This is a genomic window from Streptomyces sp. PA03-3a (genome assembly GCF_033792735.1).
Lineage (GTDB): Bacteria > Actinomycetota > Actinomycetes > Streptomycetales > Streptomycetaceae > Actinacidiphila.
The window spans coordinates 122158-144017 of the sequence record NZ_JARAVM010000003.1; the positions used below are offsets into that span (position 1 = coordinate 122158).

15 protein-coding genes are annotated in these 21860 nt (G+C 74.1%); 11 read left to right on the top strand and 4 right to left on the bottom strand.

What is annotated here, in order from left to right:
- Positions 1–2: 2 nt before the first annotated feature.
- Positions 3–1436 (top strand): MFS transporter, encoded by a 1434-nt coding sequence (locus PV342_RS04425; protein WP_400800910.1) that lies wholly within the window; start codon positions 3–5, stop codon positions 1434–1436.
- A gap of 6 nt (positions 1437–1442) precedes the next feature.
- Here PV342_RS04425 and PV342_RS04430 read toward each other — a convergent pair whose 3' ends face one another.
- Positions 1443–2330 carry a LysR family transcriptional regulator gene (locus tag PV342_RS04430; protein ID WP_400801384.1) on the bottom strand — a complete coding sequence of 296 codons (888 nt, stop codon included), beginning with the start codon at positions 2328–2330 and terminating at the stop codon, positions 1443–1445.
- A gap of 312 nt (positions 2331–2642) precedes the next feature.
- On the opposite strand from PV342_RS04430, the gene PV342_RS04435 reads away from it, so the two are divergent.
- The 7 genes from PV342_RS04435 (at position 2643) to PV342_RS04465 (ending at position 15007) form a co-directional block, all read left to right on the top strand.
- Positions 2643–10001, top strand: a complete 7359-nt coding sequence (locus PV342_RS04435; protein ID WP_500315841.1) for a non-ribosomal peptide synthetase/MFS transporter — start codon at positions 2643–2645, stop codon at positions 9999–10001.
- A gap of 79 nt (positions 10002–10080) precedes the next feature.
- Positions 10081–11001 (top strand): pyridoxal-phosphate dependent enzyme, encoded by a 921-nt coding sequence (locus PV342_RS04440; protein ID WP_500315842.1) that lies wholly within the window; start codon positions 10081–10083, stop codon positions 10999–11001.
- Positions 10991–11944 (top strand): fatty acid desaturase family protein, encoded by a 954-nt coding sequence (locus PV342_RS04445; RefSeq protein ID WP_500315843.1) that lies wholly within the window; start codon positions 10991–10993, stop codon positions 11942–11944. Before PV342_RS04440 ends, PV342_RS04445 begins: the two co-directional genes overlap by 11 nt.
- Positions 11945–12052: 108 nt before the next feature.
- Positions 12053–12691: a PAS domain-containing protein gene (locus PV342_RS04450; protein WP_400800925.1), complete on the top strand. Its 639-nt coding sequence runs from the start codon at positions 12053–12055 to the stop codon at positions 12689–12691.
- Positions 12692–12768: 77 nt separating this feature from the next.
- Complete coding sequence (locus PV342_RS04455; RefSeq protein ID WP_026250738.1) at positions 12769–13305, top strand: NUDIX hydrolase family protein; 537 nt, start codon at positions 12769–12771, stop codon at positions 13303–13305.
- Between the two features lie 170 nt (positions 13306–13475).
- Positions 13476–14501 carry a baeRF2 domain-containing protein gene (locus PV342_RS04460; protein ID WP_500315844.1) on the top strand — a complete coding sequence of 342 codons (1026 nt, stop codon included), beginning with the start codon at positions 13476–13478 and terminating at the stop codon, positions 14499–14501.
- 110 nt (positions 14502–14611) lie between these two features.
- Entirely contained in the window at positions 14612–15007 is a 396-nt protein-coding gene (locus PV342_RS04465) for an ATP-binding protein (RefSeq protein ID WP_400800931.1), read from the top strand.
- Between the two features lie 66 nt (positions 15008–15073).
- Here PV342_RS04465 and PV342_RS04470 read toward each other — a convergent pair whose 3' ends face one another.
- Entirely contained in the window at positions 15074–15805 is a 732-nt protein-coding gene (locus tag PV342_RS04470) for an SDR family oxidoreductase (RefSeq protein ID WP_500315845.1), read from the bottom strand.
- A 176-nt stretch (positions 15806–15981) separates the two neighbouring features.
- Between PV342_RS04470 and PV342_RS04475 the strand changes: the two genes are divergently transcribed.
- The gene (locus PV342_RS04475; RefSeq protein ID WP_400800937.1) at positions 15982–16821 is read left to right on the top strand and encodes a helix-turn-helix transcriptional regulator; all 840 of its coding nucleotides are present in this window, start codon (positions 15982–15984) and stop codon (positions 16819–16821) included.
- A 136-nt stretch (positions 16822–16957) separates the two neighbouring features.
- On the opposite strand, the gene PV342_RS04480 is transcribed toward PV342_RS04475, so the two are convergent.
- Positions 16958–19474 (bottom strand): ATP-binding protein, encoded by a 2517-nt coding sequence (locus PV342_RS04480; protein WP_500315846.1) that lies wholly within the window; start codon positions 19472–19474, stop codon positions 16958–16960.
- Positions 19475–19652: 178 nt separating this feature from the next.
- Between PV342_RS04480 and PV342_RS04485 the strand changes: the two genes are divergently transcribed.
- Both PV342_RS04485 and PV342_RS04490 read left to right on the top strand, forming a co-directional pair.
- Positions 19653–20108, top strand: coding sequence for a carboxymuconolactone decarboxylase family protein (locus PV342_RS04485; protein ID WP_500315847.1), 456 nt, complete (start codon positions 19653–19655; stop codon positions 20106–20108).
- A 180-nt stretch (positions 20109–20288) separates the two neighbouring features.
- Positions 20289–20639, top strand: coding sequence for a hypothetical protein (locus tag PV342_RS04490; protein ID WP_361007604.1), 351 nt, complete (start codon positions 20289–20291; stop codon positions 20637–20639).
- Between the two features lie 101 nt (positions 20640–20740).
- On the opposite strand, the gene PV342_RS04495 is transcribed toward PV342_RS04490, so the two are convergent.
- The gene (locus PV342_RS04495) at positions 20741–21853 is read right to left on the bottom strand and encodes a substrate-binding domain-containing protein (RefSeq protein WP_018557706.1); all 1113 of its coding nucleotides are present in this window, start codon (positions 21851–21853) and stop codon (positions 20741–20743) included.
- Positions 21854–21860: the final 7 nt, after the last annotated feature.

Consider the following 21860-nt stretch of genomic DNA (forward strand, 5'->3'; position numbering starts at 1 on the left):
AGATGACCGACATCGCAAGTCATCTCCTTCACGGAGGAAGCAATCCTCCGGCGCGGGCGCTGCAGCAGTCGGCCGGGCAGCGCGAGAAGTCGCCCGACCGGCACTCCGCCCGCCCGAACCGCACCACCGGTTCCCGTCACGAGAAGGCCCTCGTGTCCCCCGCGTCCAAGAACCCCTCCACGCGGCGCCCCGCGCCGTCCGCGACCACCCACGGCGTTCCCGGATGGCTGGTCGCGCTGCTGGCCGTCGCCTCCGGGATGACCGTCGCCAACCTCTACTACGCCCAGCCGCTGCTGTCGTCGCTGAGCCGGGTCTTCCACCTCGGCACGGCGGCGGCCGGCACGCTGATCACGGTGACCCAGATCGGCTACGTCGCCGGGATGCTCCTCCTCGTCCCGCTCGGCGACCGGCTGGAGAAGCGCCGGCTGGTCACCGCGCTGCTCGCCGTCACCACCGTCGCCCTGGCGGTGGCCGGGACAGCCGCGGACTTCCCGGTGCTGCTCGTCGCATCCCTGGTCAGCGGTGCCACCTCCGTCGTCGCGCAGATCCTGGTGCCGTTCGCCGCGGGCCTCGCGCCCGACCACGCCCGCGGCCGCGTCGTGGGCCGGGTGATGAGCGGGCTGCTCGCGGGGATCCTGCTGTCCCGCACGGTCAGCAGCCTGGTCTCCGATGTCGCGGGCTGGCGCTACGTCTACCTCGGCTCCGCGGTCCTGATGGCCCTCCTGGCCCTGGCGCTGCGCGCCGCCCTGCCGCAGCACGCCCCGACGACCTCCCTGCCCTACTCCCAGGTCCTGCGCTCGACGGTCAGGCTGCTACGGACGCATCCGGCGCTGCGACGCCGGGGGCTGTACCAGGCGGCCATGTTCGGCGCGTTCAGCGCCTTCTGGACGACCGTCTCCTTCCTGCTCACCGGTCCGTTCCACTACTCGCCGATCGGCGTCGCGGTCTTCGCGCTCGTGGGCGCCGCGGGTGCCGCGGTGGCACCGACGGCCGGCCGCTGGGCGGACCGCGGACTCGTACGGCCGGTGACCGGGATCGCCTTCGGCGTGGCGGCCGCGGCCTTCGCCGTGGCGGGCTTCGGGCAGCACAGCATCGTCCTGATCGCCCTCGCCGCGATCCTGATCGACATGGCCGTGCAGACCGCCCTCATCCTCGGACAGCACACCGTCTACCAACTCGACGCCGCCGCGCGGTCCCGGCTGAACAGTGCCTTCATCGCCGTCTTCTTCGCGGGAGGCGCGCTCGGGTCGCAGCTCGGGTCGCTCGCCTACCACGCGGCCGGCTGGACGGCGGTCAGCGTCCTGGGGGCCGCTCTTCCCCTGGTCGGCCTCGCCTACTGGGGGACCGAACTCCGCGCCGCCCGCAAGGGCACGCCCGCCGCGACCACTCAGGACTCGACCGGGCAGAACACGACCGGGCAGGCAGCGTCCCGCTGACCGCGCTCAGCCGCGTCCGCCGGCCGCGGTGCGAGGGGTGATGTGGCGCAGCAGCGCCTCGACGGCGGGCACGGGATCGCCTCCGGGCCTGACCACCATGACCTTCCAGGAGGGCGCGTGCCGCTCGAAGCGGCGTACGGCGAGGTCCGGGAAGCGGGCGGCGAGCGAGGCGGGCATGACGCAGACCCCCAGGTCGTGCCGAACCAGTTCGGCCGCGGCGAAGATGTCGTTCACCTCGAACACGGGGGTCCGTTCGGTGGTGGCGGCCCGGAACGCCCGGTCCACCTCGGAGCGGATCGCCCAGCCGGACGGGAAGTCCACGAAGGGCAGGCCGGCGACCTCCTCGAAGGTCACCACGTCGTCCTCCGCGAAGCCGCGTCCCGGCGCGGCGACCAGGAGCATCTGCTCGCGCGACAGCAGACGGGTCACCAGCCCCCGTTGCTGCTGCCGGTCGAGGGCCACCACGGCCAGGTCCACCGTGCCCTCCCGCAGGGCCTGCCGGATGTCGGCCACCGCACCCTGCCGCAGGCGCACGGTCACACCGGGGTGTTCCGCGCGCAGGCGGGCCAGGGCCCGGTGCAGACCGGCCCAGACCCCCTGCATCGTGCCCACCGTCACCAGGCCCCGCAGCTCGCCCCGTACGGCGTCGACCGCCGCACGGGCCTCCTCGGCCGCGCGCAGCGCCGCACGGGCGGCCGGCACGAACGCCTCCCCCGCCGGTGTCAGCGACACGCGGTGCGTGGTCCGCTCGAAGAGCGCGCTGCCCAGTTCCCGCTCCAGCGCCCGCACGGTGCCGGACACCGCGGACTGCACGACGTGCAGCCGGTGGGCGGCCGCCGTGAACCCGCCCTCCTCCGCGACCGCGACGACCACTTCCATCTGCCGCAGATCCATGCCCACCAGCTGCCTCTCCGTCGCCCGGCCGGAAGCCGGTCATCTCCGCCGGCGATGATCCACTGCTTCCAGCATCGCACCACCGCCGGACCGATGGCCGACCCGCGCGGCACGGATCCGGCAGCCCCTACAAAATGACCATTCGTCACGGCGTCGCATTTGCGTCAACTGCCTTTTCACCACGCTCCATTCATGTGATCGCAGACGAGGTGACCGAGATCATTCACATCATCGTCGCGCGCGTCCCACAAATTCACCGAGGCGTTCCGCTTGGTGCCGCCACAGTGCAGGGACAGCTCCCAGGGAGATCGCGTGCGCACTACACCGGCCGTGGACCCGGCCGCTCCGGCCGGACCCACGGTGGCCGATGCCGTCACCTTCGGCGCCATCGAGAATGCGTCGTCGGACGTGTTCGCCGCGATCGAGGAGCAGGCTCGGCTGACCCCGGACGCCCCGGCCGTCGTCGACGCGACGGGCACTTCCACCTACGCCCAACTGCTGGCCGCCGTCGAGCCGTTGGCGCGGGCGCTGCACTCGAACGGGGTGCGCGCGGGGGACCTGGTGGGCCTGTCCCTGCCCCGGGGCCGGGACGCGGTCACGGCGATGCTCGCGGTCCTGCGGGCCGGAGCCGCCTACCTGCCGCTCGACCCGGGCTACCCGGCGGCGCGGCTGGCGGTGATGGTCGAGGAAGCCGCCCCCCGAGTGGTGATCGTCCCGGCCGGCGGCACGGACGGGATCGCCGGCTCCCTCCCGGCGGGGACGCCGGTCATCGCGGTGGACGCCGCCGGAACCGCTCCCCTGCCGGGCACGGCCGCGGCGCCGGAGGACCCCGCGTACGTCGTCTTCACCTCGGGCTCGACGGGTCGGCCCAAGGGCGTGGTCGTTCCGCGGCGCGCCCTGGCGCACTTCTGCCGGGCGGCCGGGGAGCGCTACGGCTTCTCCCCCACCGACCGGGTGCTGCAGTTCGCCTCGCTCAGCTTCGACGCCAGCGTGGAGGAGATCTTCCCGCCGCTCACCGCCGGCGCCACGGTCGTCGTCCGGGACGAGGACATGATCAGCCGTCCCGACGTCTTCCTGGACCGCTGCGCCGGACTCGGCGTCACCGTCCTCGACCTGCCGACCGCGTACTGGCACGAGCTCGTCGGCGCGCTCGAGCGCGGCGAGGCCGCGCTCCCCGCGACAGTGCGCACCGTGATCATCGGCGGTGAGGCCGTCCACCCGGAGGCGGTCACCCGCTGGCAGGCGCAGGTCGGCTCCGGGGTGCGGCTGCTCAACACGTACGGCCCCACCGAGACCTCGGTCGTGGCGACCGCCGCCGACCTCACCACGTGGACCGGCGGCGGACCCGTGCCGATCGGCACGCCCCTGTCCGGGGTGACCGTGCGGGTCGTCGCCGCGGACGGCACGACGGCGGCGTTCGGTGAGCCCGGCGAGCTGCGCATCGGCGGCACGGGAGTGGCCACCGGCTACCTCGGGCGTCCGGACCTGACCGCGGACCGCTTCCGGGAGGGACCTGACGGGCGGCGGGAGTACCTGTCGGGCGACCGGGTGCGGCGACTGGCGGACGGCAACCTGGAGTACCTGGGCCGGCTCGACCAGCAGGTCAAGATCCGCGGCTTCCGGGTGGAACCGGGCGAGGTGGAGAGCGCGTTGCGCGAGGTGCGCGGCGTCAGGGACGCCGTCGTCCTCGTCGACGAGGGCGCGGGCGCGCCGCGGCTCGCGGCCCACCTCGTCACCGAGGACGGCGCGCCGGGCACCGATGCCGTCCGTCGCGAGCTGGCCGCCCGGCTGCCGCACTACCTCGTGCCCGCCGTCTTCTCCGTGCACGCCGCCTTCCCGCTGACCGTGCAGGGCAAGGTGGACCGCGCGGCGCTGGCCGCCGCGCCGTCGCCCGTACCCCCGGTCGCTGCGGACGGCGCAGGGGGCTCCTCGCCCGAGGCGCTCGTGGCCGCCGTGTGGCGGGAACTGCTCGGCGCCGCTGACATCCGTCCCGGCGACGACTTCTTCGCCCTCGGCGGGGACTCGCTCTCCGCCATCCGCATGATCAGCCGGCTGCGGCACGCGCACGGGGCTGAGCTCACGCTCAGCGCGCTCTACGCTGCACCGACGCTCGCCGAGGTCGCCGGCGTCGTCCCCGCCGCCGACGCCGCTCCGGGGCCGGCTGCCTCCGCGCGCGACGGCGAGCCCGGTGAGGAGCGCCCGGCCGAGGAGCCGTCACGCTTCCCGCTCACCGCGCTGCAGCGGGACTTCTGGATGGCCGAACAGGTGAGCCCCGAACTTCCGGTGCACACCATCGGCATCCGCTACCGGTGGGCGGATCCCGTCCGCCCCGAGCTGCTGCCCCGGTGCCTCGCCGTACTGGCCGCACGCCACCCCGCCCTGGTGTCCCGTTTCCCGTACGAGGGCGACGGGCCGGTGACGGACGTCGACCGCTCCGCGACCGTCCCGTACGGCGAGGTCGATCTTCGGGACCTGGCGCCGGACGCGGCACGGGCGCGGGCGGCCGCGGAGCGCCGCCGGATCGTGACCGAGCGGACCGACCTGGAGCGCGGCCCGGTGGCGCGCGCGGTGCTGCTGCGCACGCCGGACGGGGACGAACTCCTCCTCGCCGTCCACCACCTGGTCTTCGACGGCTGGTCCGTGGGCGTCCTCGGGGACGCGCTGGCCGAGGTCTACGGCGACCTGAGCGCGGGTCTCGAGCCGCGCCACGCCGCCGCCGACCGCCTCTCGGAGGTGGCCCGGCAGGGGACGGCCGTGTCCGGTGACGCCGGGCTCGCGGCGTACTGGCGCGACCGTTTCGACGGCGCCGACCTGGACCTGGAGCTCCCCGCGGACCGTCCGCGGCCCGCCGTGGCGACCCACCGCGCGGCCCGGGTCGCCCGCGACCTCGACCCGGCGTCGCTCGCGCTGCTGGACACGTGCGCCAGGCAGCACCGGGTCAGCCTCTTCATGGTCGTCCTGGCGGGCGTGCAGGTCGTCCTCGGCAGGTACAGCGGGCGCAGCGACGTGACGGTCCTGGCGCCGGTGGCGGGACGGGAGGATCCCGCGCTGGACCGCGTGGTCGGCTCCGTCCTCAACATCCTGCCGCTGCGCGGCGATCTCACGGGCGAGCCGAGCTTCGCCGCGCTGCTGGGCCGGGTACGGGACGCGGTCCTTCGCGACCTGGAGCACCAGGGCCTGCCGCTGCCGGAGATCGCGGCGGCGGTGCGGCGGGCCGGCGGGAGCAGGCTCGACCCGCTGAGCCGGGTGAGCGTGACCGTGCACAACACGGCGGCGCCGCGCGACCCGCTCCTGGCCTACGCCGGGGACGAGGCGCCCGCCGCGACCATGGCGGACCTGGCGATCGGCCTGGACTTCCCCGCGGACGGACCGGTTCTGACCGTCGACTACGCGGCCGAACTCTTCGACGCCGAGCGGGTCGAGGCCTTCGTGGACCACCTGCTCACCCTCCTGCACGCCGCGGCCGCCGAGCCCGGCACCGAGGTGGGCCGGCTGCCGCTGCTCACCGAGGCCGCGCGCCACACGGTCCTCCGTACCTGGAACGACAGCGCCGCCGAGATCCCCCCGGCGCACAGCCTGCAGGAGGTCTTCGAACGCTGCGTCGCGCGGCGGCCGGACGCGCCCGCGCTGACCTCGGGCCGGCGGACCGTCAGCTACGACTGGCTCAACCGGAGGGCGAACCGCATCGCCCACCTGCTGCGTGAGCGCGGCGTCCGCCCGGGCGAGCGGGTGGCGATCTGCCTGGACCGCGGGATCGACCTGTTCGCGGCGATGTGGGGCGTCCTCAAGGCGGGCGGCGCCTACGTGCCGCTGGACCCGGCGTACCCGCGCGAGCGTCTGCGCTACATGCTCGAGGACAGCCGGCCGGTGGCGCTGGTCACCCTGCTCGGCCTCGAGGGAGCCCCCGACGCCCCCGGGGGTACGGCCGTCCTCGCGCTCGACCGTGACGCCGCGCTGGTCGACGCCGCGGCGGACTCCGATCCGGTGCCCGTCGGGACGCCGGACGACCCGGCCTACGTCATCTACACCTCCGGTTCCACCGGCCGCCCGAAGGGCGTGGTGGTGACCCATCGCAATCTGGTGCACGCCGCGGCCATGTGGCAGCGCGCCTACGACCTCGACCCCGATTGGACGTACCAGCAGGCCGCGAGCTTCTCCTTCGACATGTTCGTCGGCGAGACGCTGCGCGCGCACTGCACCGGCGGCCGGCTCGTCGTCGTCCCGCGCGAGACGCTGCTGGACCCGGCGGAGCTTTACGCGCTCATGCGCGACGAGGGCGTCCAGTGCACCGAACTGGTGCCGGCCGTACTGCGGGCGCTGCTTGCCCACGCCGAACAGGCCGGTGAGAGCCTGGACTTCGTGCGGCTGCTGATCGGCGGCGGCGAGAAGTGGCAGGTGCGCGAGTACCAGCGGGCGCAGCGTCTCGTCGGCCCCGGCAACCGGGTCGTCAACGCGTACGGCGTCACCGAGGTCACCGTCGACAACGTGTACTTCGACGGGGACGTCGACGACCTGCCCGCCGAGGCGCCACTGCCCATCGGCCGTCCGTTCCCCAACAACCGGGTGTACGTGCTGGACGCCTACGGGGCGCCGGTGCCGCCCGGTGTGGTGGGTGAACTCCACTTGGGCGGCGCCGGGGTGTCGCCCGGCTACCACGAGCGGCCGGAGCTGACCGCGGAGCGGTTCGTCCCCGACCCGTACGCCGCCCCGGACGGCGCGGACGGCACCGCGCGCATGTACCGGACGGGGGACAGTGCGCGCTACCGCCGCGACGGCACCGTGGACTTCCTCGGCCGTCTGGACGACCAGGTCAAGGTGAACGGCTACCGGGTGGAACTCGGCGAGGTCGAGGCCGCACTCGGCGCGCTCCCCGGGGCGGCGGCCTCCGCGGCCGCGGTGCACACCCTGCCCTCCGGGACCGCCCAGCTCGTCGGCTACCTCGTGGCGGCGCCGGAGGCCGCGCTCACCGAGGCGGCGGTGCGCGAGGCCCTGGCGACCGGGCTGCCCACGCACATGGTGCCCGCGCGGGTGGTGTTCCTGCCGCGGCTGCCGCTCACCCCGAACGGCAAGCTCGACCGGCGCGCCCTGCCGGCCCCGTCCGACGCCTCCGACGCCCCGGCGCGCACCGCCCCCCGGAACGCGGCCGAGCGGCGCATCGCGGCGATCTGGGCCGGGACGCTGGGCGTGGAGGAGGAGGCGATCGGCATCGACGACAGCTTCTTCTCCCTCGGCGGGGACTCCTTCGCGGCGCTGCGGATCGTCCGGCAGATCGACCCGGGGCTGGCCCTGGTGGAGTTGTACCGCACCCCGACGGTGCGCGCGCTCGCCGCGCTGCTCGCGGACCGCGCGGAGCGCGGCGAGGAGCAGCGGGCGGAACCGGCGTCTCTGCTGCACCGGCTGACCGGGCATGACGCGGATCCGGGCGCGGGCGGCGTCACGGTCGTCGCCGTGCCGTTCTCCGGCGGCAGCGCCGTCGCGTACCGGCCGTTGGCCGAGCAACTGCCCCCGCAGTGGGGGCTTTACGCGGTCGAGCTGCCGGGTCACGACATGAGCAGGCCGGACGACGTGCTGCTGCCGGGCGCCGAGGTCGCCGCCCGGGTGGTGGCGGAACTCGGCGCGGTGAAGGGTCCCGTCATGCTTTACGGGCACTGCCTGGGCACGGCGGTGACGCTGGAGGTCGCACGCCAGGCGGAGGCCGCGGGCGTCGACGTCGTGGGCGTCGGCCTGGGCGCGAGCTTCCCCACGGCGCGGCTCCCCGGGCGGTTCTTCGACTGGGTGCACCGGCTGGTGCCCACCGACTGGCTCACCTCCGACCGGGAGTACCTGTCCTACCTGCGGGCGCGGGGCGGTTTCACCGACCTGGACGACCCCGAGCAGGAGCAGTTCGTGCTGCGCAACGTGCGGCACGACGCCCGGGACGCGGAGGAGTACTACACCAGGGCCTACCAGGGCGCCGCGGCACCCAGGCTGCGGGCCCCGGTGCTCAGCGTGGTGGGCTCCAGGGACCGGGTCACCGAGCTTTACCAGGAACGCCACCACGAGTGGGAACACTTCGCGGACGACGTCTCCCTGGCGGTGCTGCCGAAGGCGGGCCATTTCTTCGTCAAGACGCACGCCGAACCGCTGGCCCGGACGCTGGTGGAGCACGCGGAGCGGTGGCAGGGGCCACCGCTCCCGCCGGACGTCCCGCCGCAGGACGGGGTCCGGCACGCCGGGCAGCCGGTGGCGGACAGGGCGGACGAGCCGGTTCCGCCGCGCGGGCGGCGGGCGGCCGGAGCCAGGGGCGCCGGGGACACCAGGGACACCAGGGACACCAGGGACACCAGGCCGAGTCTTTCCCGGTTCGCCGTCGTGGCACTGGGCCAGTTCCTGTCGATGATCGGCAGCAGCCTGAGCACGCTCGTCCTGAGCATCTGGGTGTACCAGCGCACGGGCTCGGTCGCCGACTTCGCGGTGGTCAACGCGGTGGGCATGCTCCCCGGCATCCTCGCCGGGCCGCTGGCAGGAGCAGTGGCGGACCGCTGGAACCGCCGCATGATCATGCTGACCAGCGACGCGGTGGCGGGGCTGGCGATGGGCGGGCTCGGCCTGCTGGTCCTCGGCCGCGGTCTGGAGATGTGGCAGATCTATCTGGCCGTGTCGGTCACCTCCGTCGCGGGCGCCTTCCAGCGCCCCGCCTACCTGGCCGCGGTGGCCCAGCTCGTCCCCAAGCGGTACCTCGGGCACGCGAACGGCATCAGCCAGCTCGGCGTGGGTGTGGGCACGGTCTTCGCGCCCATGATGGGCGCCGGGCTGATCGGGGTCATCGGGGTCTCCGGCGTGATCATGATCGACGTGTGCAGCTTCGCGGCGGGAGTCGTGACCCTGCTGGCGGTCCGTTTCCCCGACACCCTCTTCCGCCGCCGTGACGAGTCGTTCGGCAGGGAGATCACCGGCGGCTGGCGCTACATCTCCCGCCGGCCCGGGCTCCGCGCCGCGCTGCGCTTCTTCGTCATCGACCACGCCTTCTACACCCTCGGGTTCGCGGTCATCACGCCCATGCTGCTCATCGAGCAGTCCCCCTTCATGCTGGGGGCGGCACTCGGCGCCGCCGGTGTCGGCGGCCTTTGCGGCAGCCTGGTGATGGGTCTGTGGGGCGGCACCGCCCGCAGGGCACAGGGCCTGATCATCTCCATGGCGGTGGCCAGCCTGGCGATGGCGATGGTCGGCTTCGCCAGCCCGCCGCTGATCGTGGCCGGGATGTTCCTGCTGGCCTTCGGCGAGTCCCTGGCCGACGGCCACTGGATCGCCCTGGTCCAGACCAAGGTCGGCCTGGAGCTCCAGGGCCGGGTACTGGCCATCTTCATGACGCTGATGATGCTGACCATGCCGCTCGGCTACCTGGTCGTCGGCCCCCTGGCCGAGCACTACGTGACGCCGCTCCTGGAACCCGCCGGCGCCCTTGCGGACACTGTCGGCGTACTGCTCGGCACGGGGCCCGGACGCGGACTCGCGCTGCTCGTCGTCGTCAGCGGACTGCTGCAACTGGGCTGGGCGGCCCGCGGCTGGGCCAACCCCCGGCTGCGCCTGCTCGAGGACGACCTGCCCGACGCCCTGCCCCCGGCGGAGCTCGGCGACCTCGACGACCTCCAGGGCCACGCCGACTCCCAGCTCGTCACGGCCCGCGTCTGACACCCCCGCACGCCGGTGCCCGGCACGACCGTGCCGGGCACCGGAGGCACGTCCGTCCACCACCCCCGAAGGAACCGACATGCCCACCCCCGCACCGCTGTCCGCCGAAGCGCCCTCGGACGCCTTCGGCACCCCCCTCATCGACGTCTCCGCCCTGGTGCCCGGCGCCCGGGTCCTGGTCAAGGACGAGACGCGCTACGCCTCGGGAAGCCACAAGGAACCCGCCGCCCGCGCCGTCGTGGCCCGCGCCGTGGCCGACGGCCACCGGCACGTCACCATCGCGACCTGCGGCAACTACGGGCGCGCCATGGCGACGGCCTGCCAGGTCGCCGGGGTGGAGTGCACGGTCGTCCTCCCCGCCGGCTGGAGCGACGGCGGCGAGGCGATGCAAGCCGCCGGAGCCCGCGTCCACCTCGTGGACGGGGCCTACGAGGACGCCGTGGACGAGTCCCGCCGGCTGGCCACCACCGGGGACTGCGTCGACGGCAACGTGGACGGCCCGTACGTCGAGGCCGTGTTCGAGGGGCACGGCGTGGTCGTGTCCGCGCTGCGGGCCGCACTGCCCGAAGCCCCCGCGGCGATCTGGCTGCCCGTCGGCAATGGCACGACCGCCATCGCCGTGCGGCGCCAACTGGAGCTGCTCGGCTGGAACACGGTGATCAACGGTGTCGGCTCGGCCGGCAACAACCCGATGGTGACCTGCTGGCCGGGCCCGTACCGGACCCTGCCGCCGGAGTCCGTCTCCACCACCGACCACAACCAGCCGCTCGTCAACTGGCACGCCCTGCAGGGCGACGAGGCCATGGCGGCGATCGCGGCCACCGGCGGTACCGTCATCGGCGCCGACGACCGGGAACTGTGCGACGCCCGCGACGCGCTGGCCGAGCACGGCGCGTTCCCCACCGCCGCCGGGGCCGTCGCCCTTGCGGGACTGCTCCGCACCGCCCGGTCCGAGGGCCTGGTGCCCGGTACCCACGTGGTGGTGCTCAGTGGCCGTTGACCGGCTCCTCCCCGAGCGCGAGAGCGCCCCGCCCGCCACTGCGGCCGTCCTGTTCGCACGGCTGCGGGTGACGTCCTTCGACGAGCGGGTCTTCCTCGCCAAGCTGGCCGTCCTGGCGCTCCTCACCTGCGCCGCAGCGGCGCTGGCACTGCAGCGGAACCTGTGGGCGGCGGGTGCCGGGATCGTCCTGCTGGCGGCCATGTTCACCCACGCCGTCGAGCTGCAGCACCAGTGCCTGCACCACTCCGCCTTCCGGCGCGCGTTCCCCCACCGGCTGGTCGGCGTGCCCCTGGGAATGCCGCTCCTCGTGGTCTACAGCCACTACCGCGTGCGCCATCTGCAGCACCACCGCTACCTGGGCACCCCGCAGGACACGGAGTTCTTCGGCTTCGACACCCGGGGGCCGCTGACCTTCCGGGCGCTGCTGCGCGGGCTGCTGGACTACCCGCGCCTGGGCACCGTCGGCGCGGACGTCGTACGCGCGGTCACGGGACGCTGGACGTACGCGTTCGGGCACATCGCCCCGGCGATGCGGCGGCGGATCGTGACCGAACACGCCCTGCTGGGCGCGGCGGTGGGAGGCGCGGTCGTCCTGGCGTTCCTCGGACACGGCGAGTACGTGCTGCGGTTGTGGGTCCTCCCGCTGCTGCTCGCCGTCCCGCTGCACTTCCTGGTGGAACTCCCGGAGCACCTGCTGTGCGACACGCAGACGACGGACGTGCTGCGCAACACACGTTCGATTCGCGGCAGTTGGCTGAGCACCTGGTTCACCAACGGCAACAACCTGCACATCGAGCACCACGCGGCGATGACGGTGCCGATCAACCGCCTCGGCGAGCGCCACGAGGAGACGCGGTCCCTCGCCGTCCACGTGGAGCGCAGCTACGCGGACTTCTACCGGATCCTCTGGCAGGCGCTCAGAAACCGGCCCGCGGCACCGTAGCGCAACGGTTCCGCCCGGCACCGCCACAAGACACGACGGCCCTTCCCCGCGGCCACGGCCGGCTCGCCGGAGCCGCGGGGCGGTCAACAGGGAAGGAAGGCGTTCCGGGTGGACGACGACATCGATGCGCGCGTCGCGCTGTGGGGGCCGGCCTGCGAGGCCGTGGCCAGGCTCCTCAGCCCGCACGCCGAAGTGGTCCTGCACGACGTCAGGGACGAGCGCGTCCTGGCCGTCTGGAACCCGGTCACGCGACGTACCGCCGGGGACCGGGCGCTGCCGGGCGAGCTGGGGCCGCCGGGGCGTCCGGCGGACGACGTCGACGGCCCGCGGGAGACGCTGCTCCCCGGCGGCCGGCGGGTGTCCTCCGTCAGCGCGGTGCTGCGCGACGCCGACGGCACCGCGTCGGCCGTGCTCTGCGTCCACCTGGACCGCACGCCGCTTGACCGGGCGGCCGCCGTCCTGACCGCGTTCGCCGCTCCGGCCGCCGCACCAGGCGAGCAGACGCCCCTGGCGGAGGGGTGGACCCGGCAGGTGGACCGGGTCATCGCCGCCCGTGTCCGCGCCCGGGGCCGGCCCGCCCAACGCCTGGACCGCACGGACCGCCTCGCCGTCCTCGGCGAACTCGAACGGGCCGGGGTCTTCGCGAGGCGCGGCGCCGTACCCGTCGTCGCCGAGGCCCTCGGGACGTCCCGCTCGACGATCTACGCGCTGCTCGCCGAGCTCAGGGCAGGAGGGGAACGGGCCTGACCGCACGTGTCGAGCAGGTTCGCGGCGCACGCCGTCGATCGCCCCCACGTGGCGTTCTCTCCGCGTACGATCACCCGATGGCCGACATGACCGAAACCACGCCCGGCTGGCTGTCTCCGGACGACCTGGAGCTGACCCGCGCACGCATGCCGATCCTCTACGTGGACGCCGTGCCCGTGCGGGTCGACGACAGCGGGGAGGTGACACACATCGGTCTCCTCCTGCGCATCGGGCCGGACGGGAGCGTCAGCCGCGCCCTCGTCTCCGGGCGGGTGCTCCACCACGAGCGTGTCCGCGAGGCGCTGGTCCGGCACCTGGAGAAGGACCTCGGCCCCATGGCACTGCCCCGCATCCCGGTCTCCCCGCAGCCCTTCACCATCGCCGAGTACTTCCCGACACAGGGCGTGACCCCCTTCCACGACCCGCGGCAGCACGCGGTGTCGCTGGCCTACGTCGTCCCGGTGGCGGGCGACTGCCACCCCCGGCAGGACGCGCTCGACCTGGTGTGGTTCACCCCGCAGGAGGCGTCGTCGCCGCAGCTGCAGCAGGAGATGCAGGGCGGTCAGGGCGTACTGCTGCGGCAGGCCCTCGCGCACGTCGGCTGCCTCTCCTGAGTCCCGTGACGGCCCGGACGGCCCGCTGCCCGGGCCGCCACGCATAAGGGATCACCGCACGGGTACGGGGAGCCACGAGGGGGGGCCGGCATCGGCTGCCGGCGCACACTCCGATCGCACGGGCCCCGGTCGCCTGCCGGCCTCGGGAGCCCGCTCCGGGAGGCACCCTGATGAAGCTGTCGTTCCTGCAACCGCTGTTCACCCGGCCGGGCCCGTGGGCGAGCGCCTACCTGGACACCTCCCGGGACATCGAGGATCCCGACCGCGTCATCGCACGGCGCTGGCGGCACCTGCGGGACGACCTCACGGCCCACGGCGCCGACCCGGCCACCGTCCACGCACTCCACGCCGCCGTGGGCACCGACGACGACCTGCCCGGACGGCACGGCCAGGCCCTGTTCGCCACCCGCGGGGAACTCGTGCTGGCCGAGGAACTGCCCGAACCGCCACCGCGCGACACGGCCGGGCTCGAGGCCCTGCCGGACGCCCTGCCGCTGGTGGTGCAGCGCGCCCCGGACGTGCCCTATATGGAGCTGTTCGTCGGCCGCACCGAGGACGGCGAGGGCATCCGGGTCGCCGCCCGGACCGGACGCTGGCCGGCCGGGCGCCCCGACCCGGACCCGGCTGTCCGGCAGACCGTCCCGGTGCAGGAGTGGCCCCTGACCGCGCCACAGCTGGCCGGGGACCTGAGCGACCTGGCCGACCGCGGCGCGGCCGAGGTGCTCGTGCTGGGCCGCGACCCCGGCGACCCCCGGACGGCGGAGATGCTGGTCGACCACATGCCGGAACACCTGAGGAGCGACCTCGTCACGGTCGGCACCGCACGTCCCGCCGGCACTTCCGGCCCGGCCCCTTCGGAGGAGCTCCTCGCCCGTGCGCTGGGCGGCCGCCTCAACGCCGCCGACCGGGCCCGCCTGGAGGCCTACCGGGTGCAGCGGGCGCGGGACCGCACCGCCTGCGAGGGCACCGCGGCCGTCGTCGACGCGCTGCGGGGCGCCCGGGCGGCGGCCGTGCTGGTCAACGATCCCCCGCCGCCGCCCGGGCACCTGTGGACCGGGCCGGAGGAACCCGCCGGGGCCGCCCTGCTGCGCGCCGCGGCGAGCACCGGTGCGGACCTCGTGGTCGTGCCCCGCGGCACCCTCGCCCTGGACGACGGAGTCGGTGTCCTGCTGCACCGGCGCGACCCCGTTACGTAGCCCGCGGCCTGCGGAATCGGCGGTGACCCAGCCGTGTTGTACCTACAGGTACAACGAGAGGGATGGGGATGGACACCGTCGAAGCGGGTCAATGTCGGGGCCGGCAGCCAGTGCCGGCCCAGGAAGAGAGCTGGACGCTCTCCTATCGGCCCGAAGCCCCCGCAGAGGCCCGCAGGCTCACCAAGGAAGCCCTCCGGCGCTGGCAGGTACCGGCAGTCACTGCCGACGGAGTCCTGCTGGTCGTCTCGGAACTCGTCACCAACGCCTTCGAATACGCACGGCCGCCCATCGTGCTCCATGTGGACCGCGACCGGGGAACCGGACAGGTCCGCGTCGAGGTCACCGACGGCGGACCGGCTCCCTCCGTCGGGGAATGGGCCGCCAGCTGCGGCGACTGCGAACACGGCCGGGGCCTGACCATCGTGGACCAGGTCGCCTCGGCGCACGGCGACCGCTGGGAGACCGGCCGCGCCACCCACTGGGCCGCGCTCGCTCCCGCGGCCTGACAACGGCGGTGCGCGGCACCGGGCGGGCCCTCGGCCCGGTGCCGCCACGAAGAACGCCCAGCCCGCTCAACCCTGCGCGGTGGGGCGTACGACGAGTTCGTTCACGTCGACGTCCGCGGGCCGGTCGATCGCGAAGGCGATGGCGTCGGCGATGGCGGACGCCGGGATCGCGAGAAGCTCGGCGGCCGCGTGAGCGGCGGCCCTGGCTTCGTCGGAGCCGCCCCGGTCGGTCAGCTCGCTCCGCGTGAAGCCGGGGCTGACCACGGTGACACGGACGTCCCGGCTCTCCTGGCGCAGCCCCTCGGAGAGCGCGGCCACGCCGAACTTGGTGGCGCTGTAGACCGCCGCCGTCGGGTCGACCCGGTGGCCGGAGACGGACGAGACGTTGACGATGTGCCCACCGCCCTGCCGCCGCATGATGGGGAGCACCGCCGCGATGCCGTAGAGCACCCCGCGCAGGTTGACGTCGATCATCCGCTCCCACTCGTCGACGCGCAGGTCCGCGAGCGGCGAGAGGGGCATCACCCCGGCGTTGTTGACCAGTACGTCGATGCGGCCGTACTCCTCCAGCGCGGCGGCGGCGAAGCCGCGCACCGAGTCCAGGCTGGTGACGTCCAGCTCGCGATGGGCGACCGAGGCGCCCGAGGCGCGCAGTTCCCCGGCGAGGGCGGCCAGGCGCCCGGTTCGCCGGGCGCCGAGGAGCACCGCGTGCCCCTGCGCCGCCAGACGGCGGGCGGTCGCCTCGCCGATGCCGCTGCTGGCACCGGTGATCAGGACGGTCTTGGGGTTCGACGGCATGGTGGTTCTCGCTTCTCGAAGGTGTCACGGCGGCGTCCTGCCGCGTCCTCCATCCGACAGGGCCGCCGAAGAAGGAGGAAGGGTGCGTGGACCTGGGTGCCGCACACCCACCCGGGGCCCGTGACCCCGCCCGCCCGCACCCGCTCCCGCCGACGGGCACCGTTAGCATCGGTGGCATGAGGCAGCCACGCGACAACGAGCTCGGCGCGTTCCTGCGCGCGAGCCGGGCGCGCGTGGAACCGGCCGACGCCGGACTGGCCGCCGGGGGCTCGGGGCGGCGCGTCCGGGGTCTGCGGCGTGAGGAGGTGGCGGTGCTCTCGGGGGTGAGCGCGGACTACTACGCCCGCCTCGAGCAGGGCCGCGAGCGCAACCCTTCCGCCCAGGTCGTCGACGCCATCGGCAGGGCGCTGCGTCTCGCGCCGGACGCACGCGGGCACCTCCACCAGCTGGCGGGCCTCGCTCCCCGGCTCACGGCGCACGGCCCGCGCGAGCGGGTGCACCCCTCGCTCCTGCAGCTGCTCGGGGCGTTCCCGCGCGCCGCCGCGTACGTGCTCGGCCCGGCCTTCGACGTCCTCGCCGCGAATGCGGTCGCCGAAGTGCTGCTCTCCCCGTTCGGGGACGAGCGGAACATGCCCCGCATCCTGTTCACCCATCCGCGGGGCCAGGAGGTGTTCACGGACCGGGAGCTGCTGCGGCGCAGCACCGTGTACGCGCTGCGCCTCAACGCTGGGCGGTTTCCCGGCGATCCGGACGTCACCGGGCTCGTCGCCGAACTGACCGAGGTCTCGCCGGAGTTCCGCGCCCTGTGGGAGGACCACACCGTGGGCAGCCTGCCGCGGGCCTTCAAAGTGTTCGTCCACCCGGTGCTGGGGCGGGTCGAACTCACCTACCAGACCTTCGACGTGGTCGACGCCCCAGGGCAGCTGCTGCACGTGGGGACCCCCGAACCGGGCAGCCCGAGCGAGGCGGCGCTGGCCTCCCTCGGTGACGCCGGCGAAGGAACGGCCGGTCGCTGACCGGCAACGCTTCGGACGTCGTGTTCTCCTTCGCCGCCGGCACCCCTGTCGCGCCGGGCATCGGCGGGGAGTTGGTCACGTCGAAGCCCGGCTCCTGGTTCCCCGCGTCCCCGCGGCGGCCTGAGGCACCCCCGCGTCAGACGCCCGGGAGGGGTTCCCGCAGGAGGGCCTGTCCCGCGGCGCGGTGCTCGGCGGCGGCGGACGGGGCCGTGGCGCGGTGCTCGGCGGCGGCGGACGGGGCCGTGGCGTCGAGCACGGCCGCGATCCCCTCGTGGGCCATCGCCTCCTCGTGGCGGTGCCCCAGCCTCGGCGCGAGGTCCAGCGCCTGCCGGTGCAGTCGCAGGGCCTCGTCCGGCAGGCCCGCGAGGCGGCAGGTCTCCCCATAGGCGTTGAGGAAGTGGATCTTCCACTGCTCCTCGAAGATCTCGTCGAGCAGCGCGAACGCCTCGCGGTGGCTGGCCAGCGCCTCCTCGTAGCGGCCCATGCGGCGCAACGCGACGCCCAGGCAGTTCAGGCACCATGCCTCGTTGTGGCGGTGCCCGTCCTCACGGGCCAGGGCGAGAGCGCGGTGCAGATGTCCGAAGGCGTCCTCGGGTTCCTCGCGGGCGACGGCCACTCCGAGGGTGATGAGCGCGGTGAGCGCCGGCGGCCACGCGGGGTTGGCGTGCGGGGTCTCCAGTGCCTCGCGGGCCAGCCGTGCCGCCTCCTCGCGGTGCCCCGACTGCAACAGGGCCCAGGCCTCGTAAGCGGTGGCGTGGGCCGTGCCCATCGGGCAGCCGGCGTCCGCGTACAGCTTCGCCGCCAGCCGGAACAGCTCCAGCGGTTCCTCGACGTATCCCTGGTCCCACCCCAGGTAGCCGCGCCGCATGGTCAGTTCTGCCTCGGTCAGGACGTCCCCGGCCTGCGTCACGAGGACGGCGGCCGTCTCGTACGCCTCCCCGGCCTCCGCCATCCGGCCCGCGTTGTGGCGGGCGAAGCCCAGGTCGCTGTAGGCCTCGCCCAGTTGCCTCGGGTCCCCCAGGCGGCGGGCGGCGGCCAAGGAGCCCTCGAAGAGGACGTTGAGCTGGGTGGTGCCGCAGCGCCGGGCGAAGTAGGACCGCATGAAGCGCGGCAGTTCGCACACGTGCGCGTCGGCCCCTGCGGCGAGGGCCGCGTCGAAAGCGGTCAGCAGATTGGTGTACTCGGCGCCGAACCAGGCCAGGGCGGTGTTCTTGCCGGCGAACCTCGGCAGATCCGCCGGGGCGGGCCCCGCGCACGCCACCCCGCCGCGGGACAGGAAGGGCATGGTGGCGTCGGCGGCGGCCGCCGCGTGCACGTAGTAGTCGAGCACCCGGATCAGGGCCCGTTGCCGTTCGGCCGCCGGGTCCTGCTCGGTGGTCGCCCGCAGCGCGTGCCGGTGCACCAGGTCGTGCAGCCGGTAGCGGCCGGGGGCCGGCTGCTGGACCAGGTGTGCGTCGAGGAGGTCCTCGAGCATCGCCCGGGCGTCGCGCAGCGGCACGGCCGCGAGGGCGGCCACGACGTACTCGTCGAACACCGAGCCCGGCAGCAGGCTGAGCAACCGGAACAGGCGGCGCCGGCCGTGGTCCAGCTGGTTCACGGACATGGCGAACGCGGTGTCGAACTCGCTGGGGCCCTCCGCCATCCGCTCGACGAGGACGCCCACGGTCCAGCCCGGACGGTGCCGCAGCCGTGCCCCGGCGAGCCGCAGGGCCAGCGGCAGGTTGCCGCACAGCCGCAGCACCTCGGCCGCCGCCTGGGGTTCGCGGGCCAGCCGTCCGTCGGTGCCCGCCGGCTCGCCGCCCGCGCGGGCGAGCAGTTCCGCGCTGTCCTGCGGGGTCAGCACGTCCAGCGAGACCGGCGGCACCTCCTCCAGGCCGAGCAGCCTGTTGCGGCTGGTGACCAGGGCGACGGAGTGGCCCGCGCCGGGCAGCAGCGGGCGGACCTGGTCGGCGTCGGCGGCGTTGTCCAGGACGACGACGGCCCGCCGGTGGGCCAGCTCGGACCGCCAGCAGGCGGCCAGTCGCTCGACGCCGCCCTCCTGCGGGATCCGCTCGGAGGGGACGTCGAGCGCGGCGAGCAGTGCCCGCAGCGCGGGGTCGGGGTCGAGCGGCCTGCGGCCGTCGGTGAAGCCGTGCAGGTCGAGGTAGAGCTGGGCGTCGGGGTGGTCGGCGGCGAGGCGGTGTGCGGCGTGCACCGCCAGGCAGGTCTTGCCGACCCCGGCCATGCCGTCGAGGGCGACCACCCGGCTGCCGGCGACCGCGGCGAGCACGGCGGCGAGTTCGGCCCGGCGCCCGGTGAAGTCGGGTGCGTCGCGCGGCAGATCGTTGCGGGGCGGGCGCGGGGCCGACGCGGGCGGCGTCGGGGGATGGATCTGGCGGCTGGTCCTCGGCGGCGCCGGCAGGGGGTGGGAGGCCCGCTCCCACAGGGGGCGCAGCGGGCGCGGGTCGCGTGTGACGAGGCGGCAGAGCGCGACGACGGCGGGCCACGGCGGCACGGTGCGGCCCGTGAGGTAGCGCGACAGCGACGACGAACTCAGCCCCGTGTCCCGGGCCAGGGCGCGCACGCCGCGCCCGGAGAGCTCCTGGAGCATGCGCAGCCGAGCGGCCAGCTCCCGCGATGGGTCGGCCTCCGCCGTCCGTTGCTGCGCAACCACCCGTCCCCCGCCTTCCTGTCCCACCCCGGCCCGACCCGTCCGGGCCGCGTTCCCGCTGAACACGGCCGTTCCGGCCGTCCCACGGTGTCCCACGGCCGTCGCCATGGCAAGTCCCGCGGGCTGTCATGGAGTCACGCCCCGGGGCACGGGGCGCCGAACCGGAAGAGGGAGAACCACGATGCAGTCCCGTATGCAGAACCCGGCCATGGTCCTGTCCGGCGCGATGCAGCCCATCCAGGAGCTGTTCAAGGCCGTGCACTCCGGCGGGGTGGACGGGCAGACGCTGGAGCTGGTGCACCTGCGGGTGAGTCAGATCAACGGCTGCAGCGCCTGCGTCGACGGCGGCGCGAAGACGGCGCGCAAGGCGGGGGTGAGCGACGAGCGCCTGGCCACGGTCGCGGCGTGGCGGGAGGCCCCGTACTTCAGCGAGGAGGAGCGGGCGGCGCTCGGGCTGGCCGAGGCCGCCACGCGGCTGGCCGACCGTCCCGAGGCGGTCGCCGACGAGGTGTGGGACGCCGCCGCCACCTACTTCGACGAGAAGCAGCTGGCCGCGATCGTCCTCATGATCGGCGTGACCAATCTGTTCAACCGCCTCAACGCCACGACCCGGCAGATCGCCGGCGCCTGGGGATGAGGCCGCGCCGTCCGCTCCCGGGCCGCGTCCCCGACGCGCCGCCCGGGGCGGACCCTCACGGTCCCGGCGGCGGACCGTAAGGGCGTGTCACATCGACGGGAGCTGCCCGGTCAAGAGATAGACGGTTCAACTTCTTCTCGCGTGCCGTCCGGGTACCACCGGTGGCTGAGGAGGCGCGCCATGCTGCACATCGCCAGGGCCGGGTCGGCGATCGGGGAACGGCGGGGACACGGCCACGAGGCGTACTCCCTCGCGCCGCGGTGCCCGCTCGCGACGGCGTGCCGCGCCACCTCGGCGGACAAGTGGCTGGTGGGGTTCCGGGTCGGCGCCGGGGGAAACGCGGCCACCTGGCTCTACTACGTGGTGGATCACGCGAACGACGCGATGGACGCGAAGGAGAAGGCGATCTCCATGGCCGGTGACGAGATCGACGTCCCGTGCCCGCTCGGGCGCGACGGCGTGGGCAGGACGGAGATCCGGATCATCCACGACGACGGGATCGGGCCACGGCGTCTGCTGCCCTGCCCGTGACCGGGGCTCCCCCGGCGAGGTCGCCGCGCACGGGCCCGGGAACGCGGCCGCCGCCGGTGCCCGGACGTGATCCGGGCGCCGGCGGCGGCGGTGATGCGCTACTACTTGGTGAGCGGGGAGAGCTTCGGGTCGTTGGCGTAGGCCTCGGCCGCGTTCTCCTTGGTCACGATGACCGGCGGGAGCAGGTACGACGGGACGACCTTGCTGCCGTTGTTGTACGACTTGGTGTCGTTGATCGTCGGCTTGTCGCCCTTCTGCAGGGACTGGACCATCTTGATGGTCTCGGCGACGAGCTTGCGGGTGTCCTTGTTGATGGTGGAGTACTGCTCACCCGCCATGATCGACTTCACCGACTCGACCTCGGAGTCCTGGCCGGTCACGACCGGGACCGGCTTGCCGGCGCCCTTCACCGAGGTGATGATCGCGCGGGCGAGGGTGTCGTTCGGCGAGAGCACGCCGTCGAGCTTCTTCTTGCCGTTGTAGGTGGAGTTCAGCAGCGAGTCCATGCGGCTCTGGGCGTTCTCCGCCTTCCAGCCCTGGGTGGCGGTCTGCTTGATGTCGGTCTGGCCGGAGCCGACAACGATGTCGCCCTTGTCGATGGCGGGCTTGAGCACCTCCATCGCACCGTCGAAGAAGACCTTCGAGTTGTTGTCGTCCGGCGAACCGGAGAACAGCTCGATCGTGTAGGGGCCCTTGGCCTTCTTCGCCTTCATGCCGTCCAGCAGCGCCTGGCCCTGCAGCTGGCCGACCTTGAAGTTGTCGAACGCGATGTAGTAGTCGACGTCCTTCGTGTTGGTGATGAGCCGGTCGTAGGCGATGACGGTGGCGCCGGCCTGCTTGGCCTGCGCGACCTGGGTGGACAGCTGCGCGGCGTCGGTCGCGCCGATGACGATGACCTTCGCGCCCTTGGTGACCATGGAGGAGATCTGCGCCTGCTGGTCCGCGACGGTGGTCGAGGCGCCCGCGTACTGCACGTCGGCCTTGAAACCGGCGTCCTTCAGGCCGTTGGTGAACAGGTCACCGGCGAGCACCCAGTTCTCCGAGGTCTTCGCCGGGAGCGCGACACCGACCAGGGCGTCCTGCGCGAAGCCGCCCTTGGCGTCGCTGGTGTCCTTGCCGGTGGAGCCCTCGCGTTCGTTGGAGCACGCCGTGCCCAGGGCGAGCAGCGCGGCGGCGCCGATCACGGCGATGCCTCTGGTGATGGTTCTGCGCATGTGGGTT

Excerpts from the sequence above, each read along its gene's own strand:
- PV342_RS04455 (WP_026250738.1), top strand. The coding sequence starts at position 12,769 with ATGGCCGACATGACCGAAACCACGCCCGGCTGGCTGTCTCCGGACGAC.
- PV342_RS04475 (WP_400800937.1), top strand. The coding sequence starts at position 15,982 with ATGAGGCAGCCACGCGACAACGAGCTCGGCGCGTTCCTGCGCGCGAGC.
- PV342_RS04460 (WP_500315844.1), top strand. The coding sequence starts at position 13,476 with ATGAAGCTGTCGTTCCTGCAACCGCTGTTCACCCGGCCGGGCCCGTGG.
- PV342_RS04485 (WP_500315847.1), top strand. The coding sequence starts at position 19,653 with ATGCAGTCCCGTATGCAGAACCCGGCCATGGTCCTGTCCGGCGCGATG.
- PV342_RS04440 (WP_500315842.1), top strand. The coding sequence starts at position 10,081 with ATGCCCACCCCCGCACCGCTGTCCGCCGAAGCGCCCTCGGACGCCTTC.
- PV342_RS04495 (WP_018557706.1), bottom strand. The coding sequence starts at position 21,853 with ATGCGCAGAACCATCACCAGAGGCATCGCCGTGATCGGCGCCGCCGCG.
- PV342_RS04425 (WP_400800910.1), top strand. The coding sequence starts at position 3 with ATGACCGACATCGCAAGTCATCTCCTTCACGGAGGAAGCAATCCTCCG.
- PV342_RS04470 (WP_500315845.1), bottom strand. The coding sequence starts at position 15,805 with ATGCCGTCGAACCCCAAGACCGTCCTGATCACCGGTGCCAGCAGCGGC.
- PV342_RS04490 (WP_361007604.1), top strand. The coding sequence starts at position 20,289 with ATGCTGCACATCGCCAGGGCCGGGTCGGCGATCGGGGAACGGCGGGGA.
- PV342_RS04430 (WP_400801384.1), bottom strand. The coding sequence starts at position 2,330 with ATGGATCTGCGGCAGATGGAAGTGGTCGTCGCGGTCGCGGAGGAGGGC.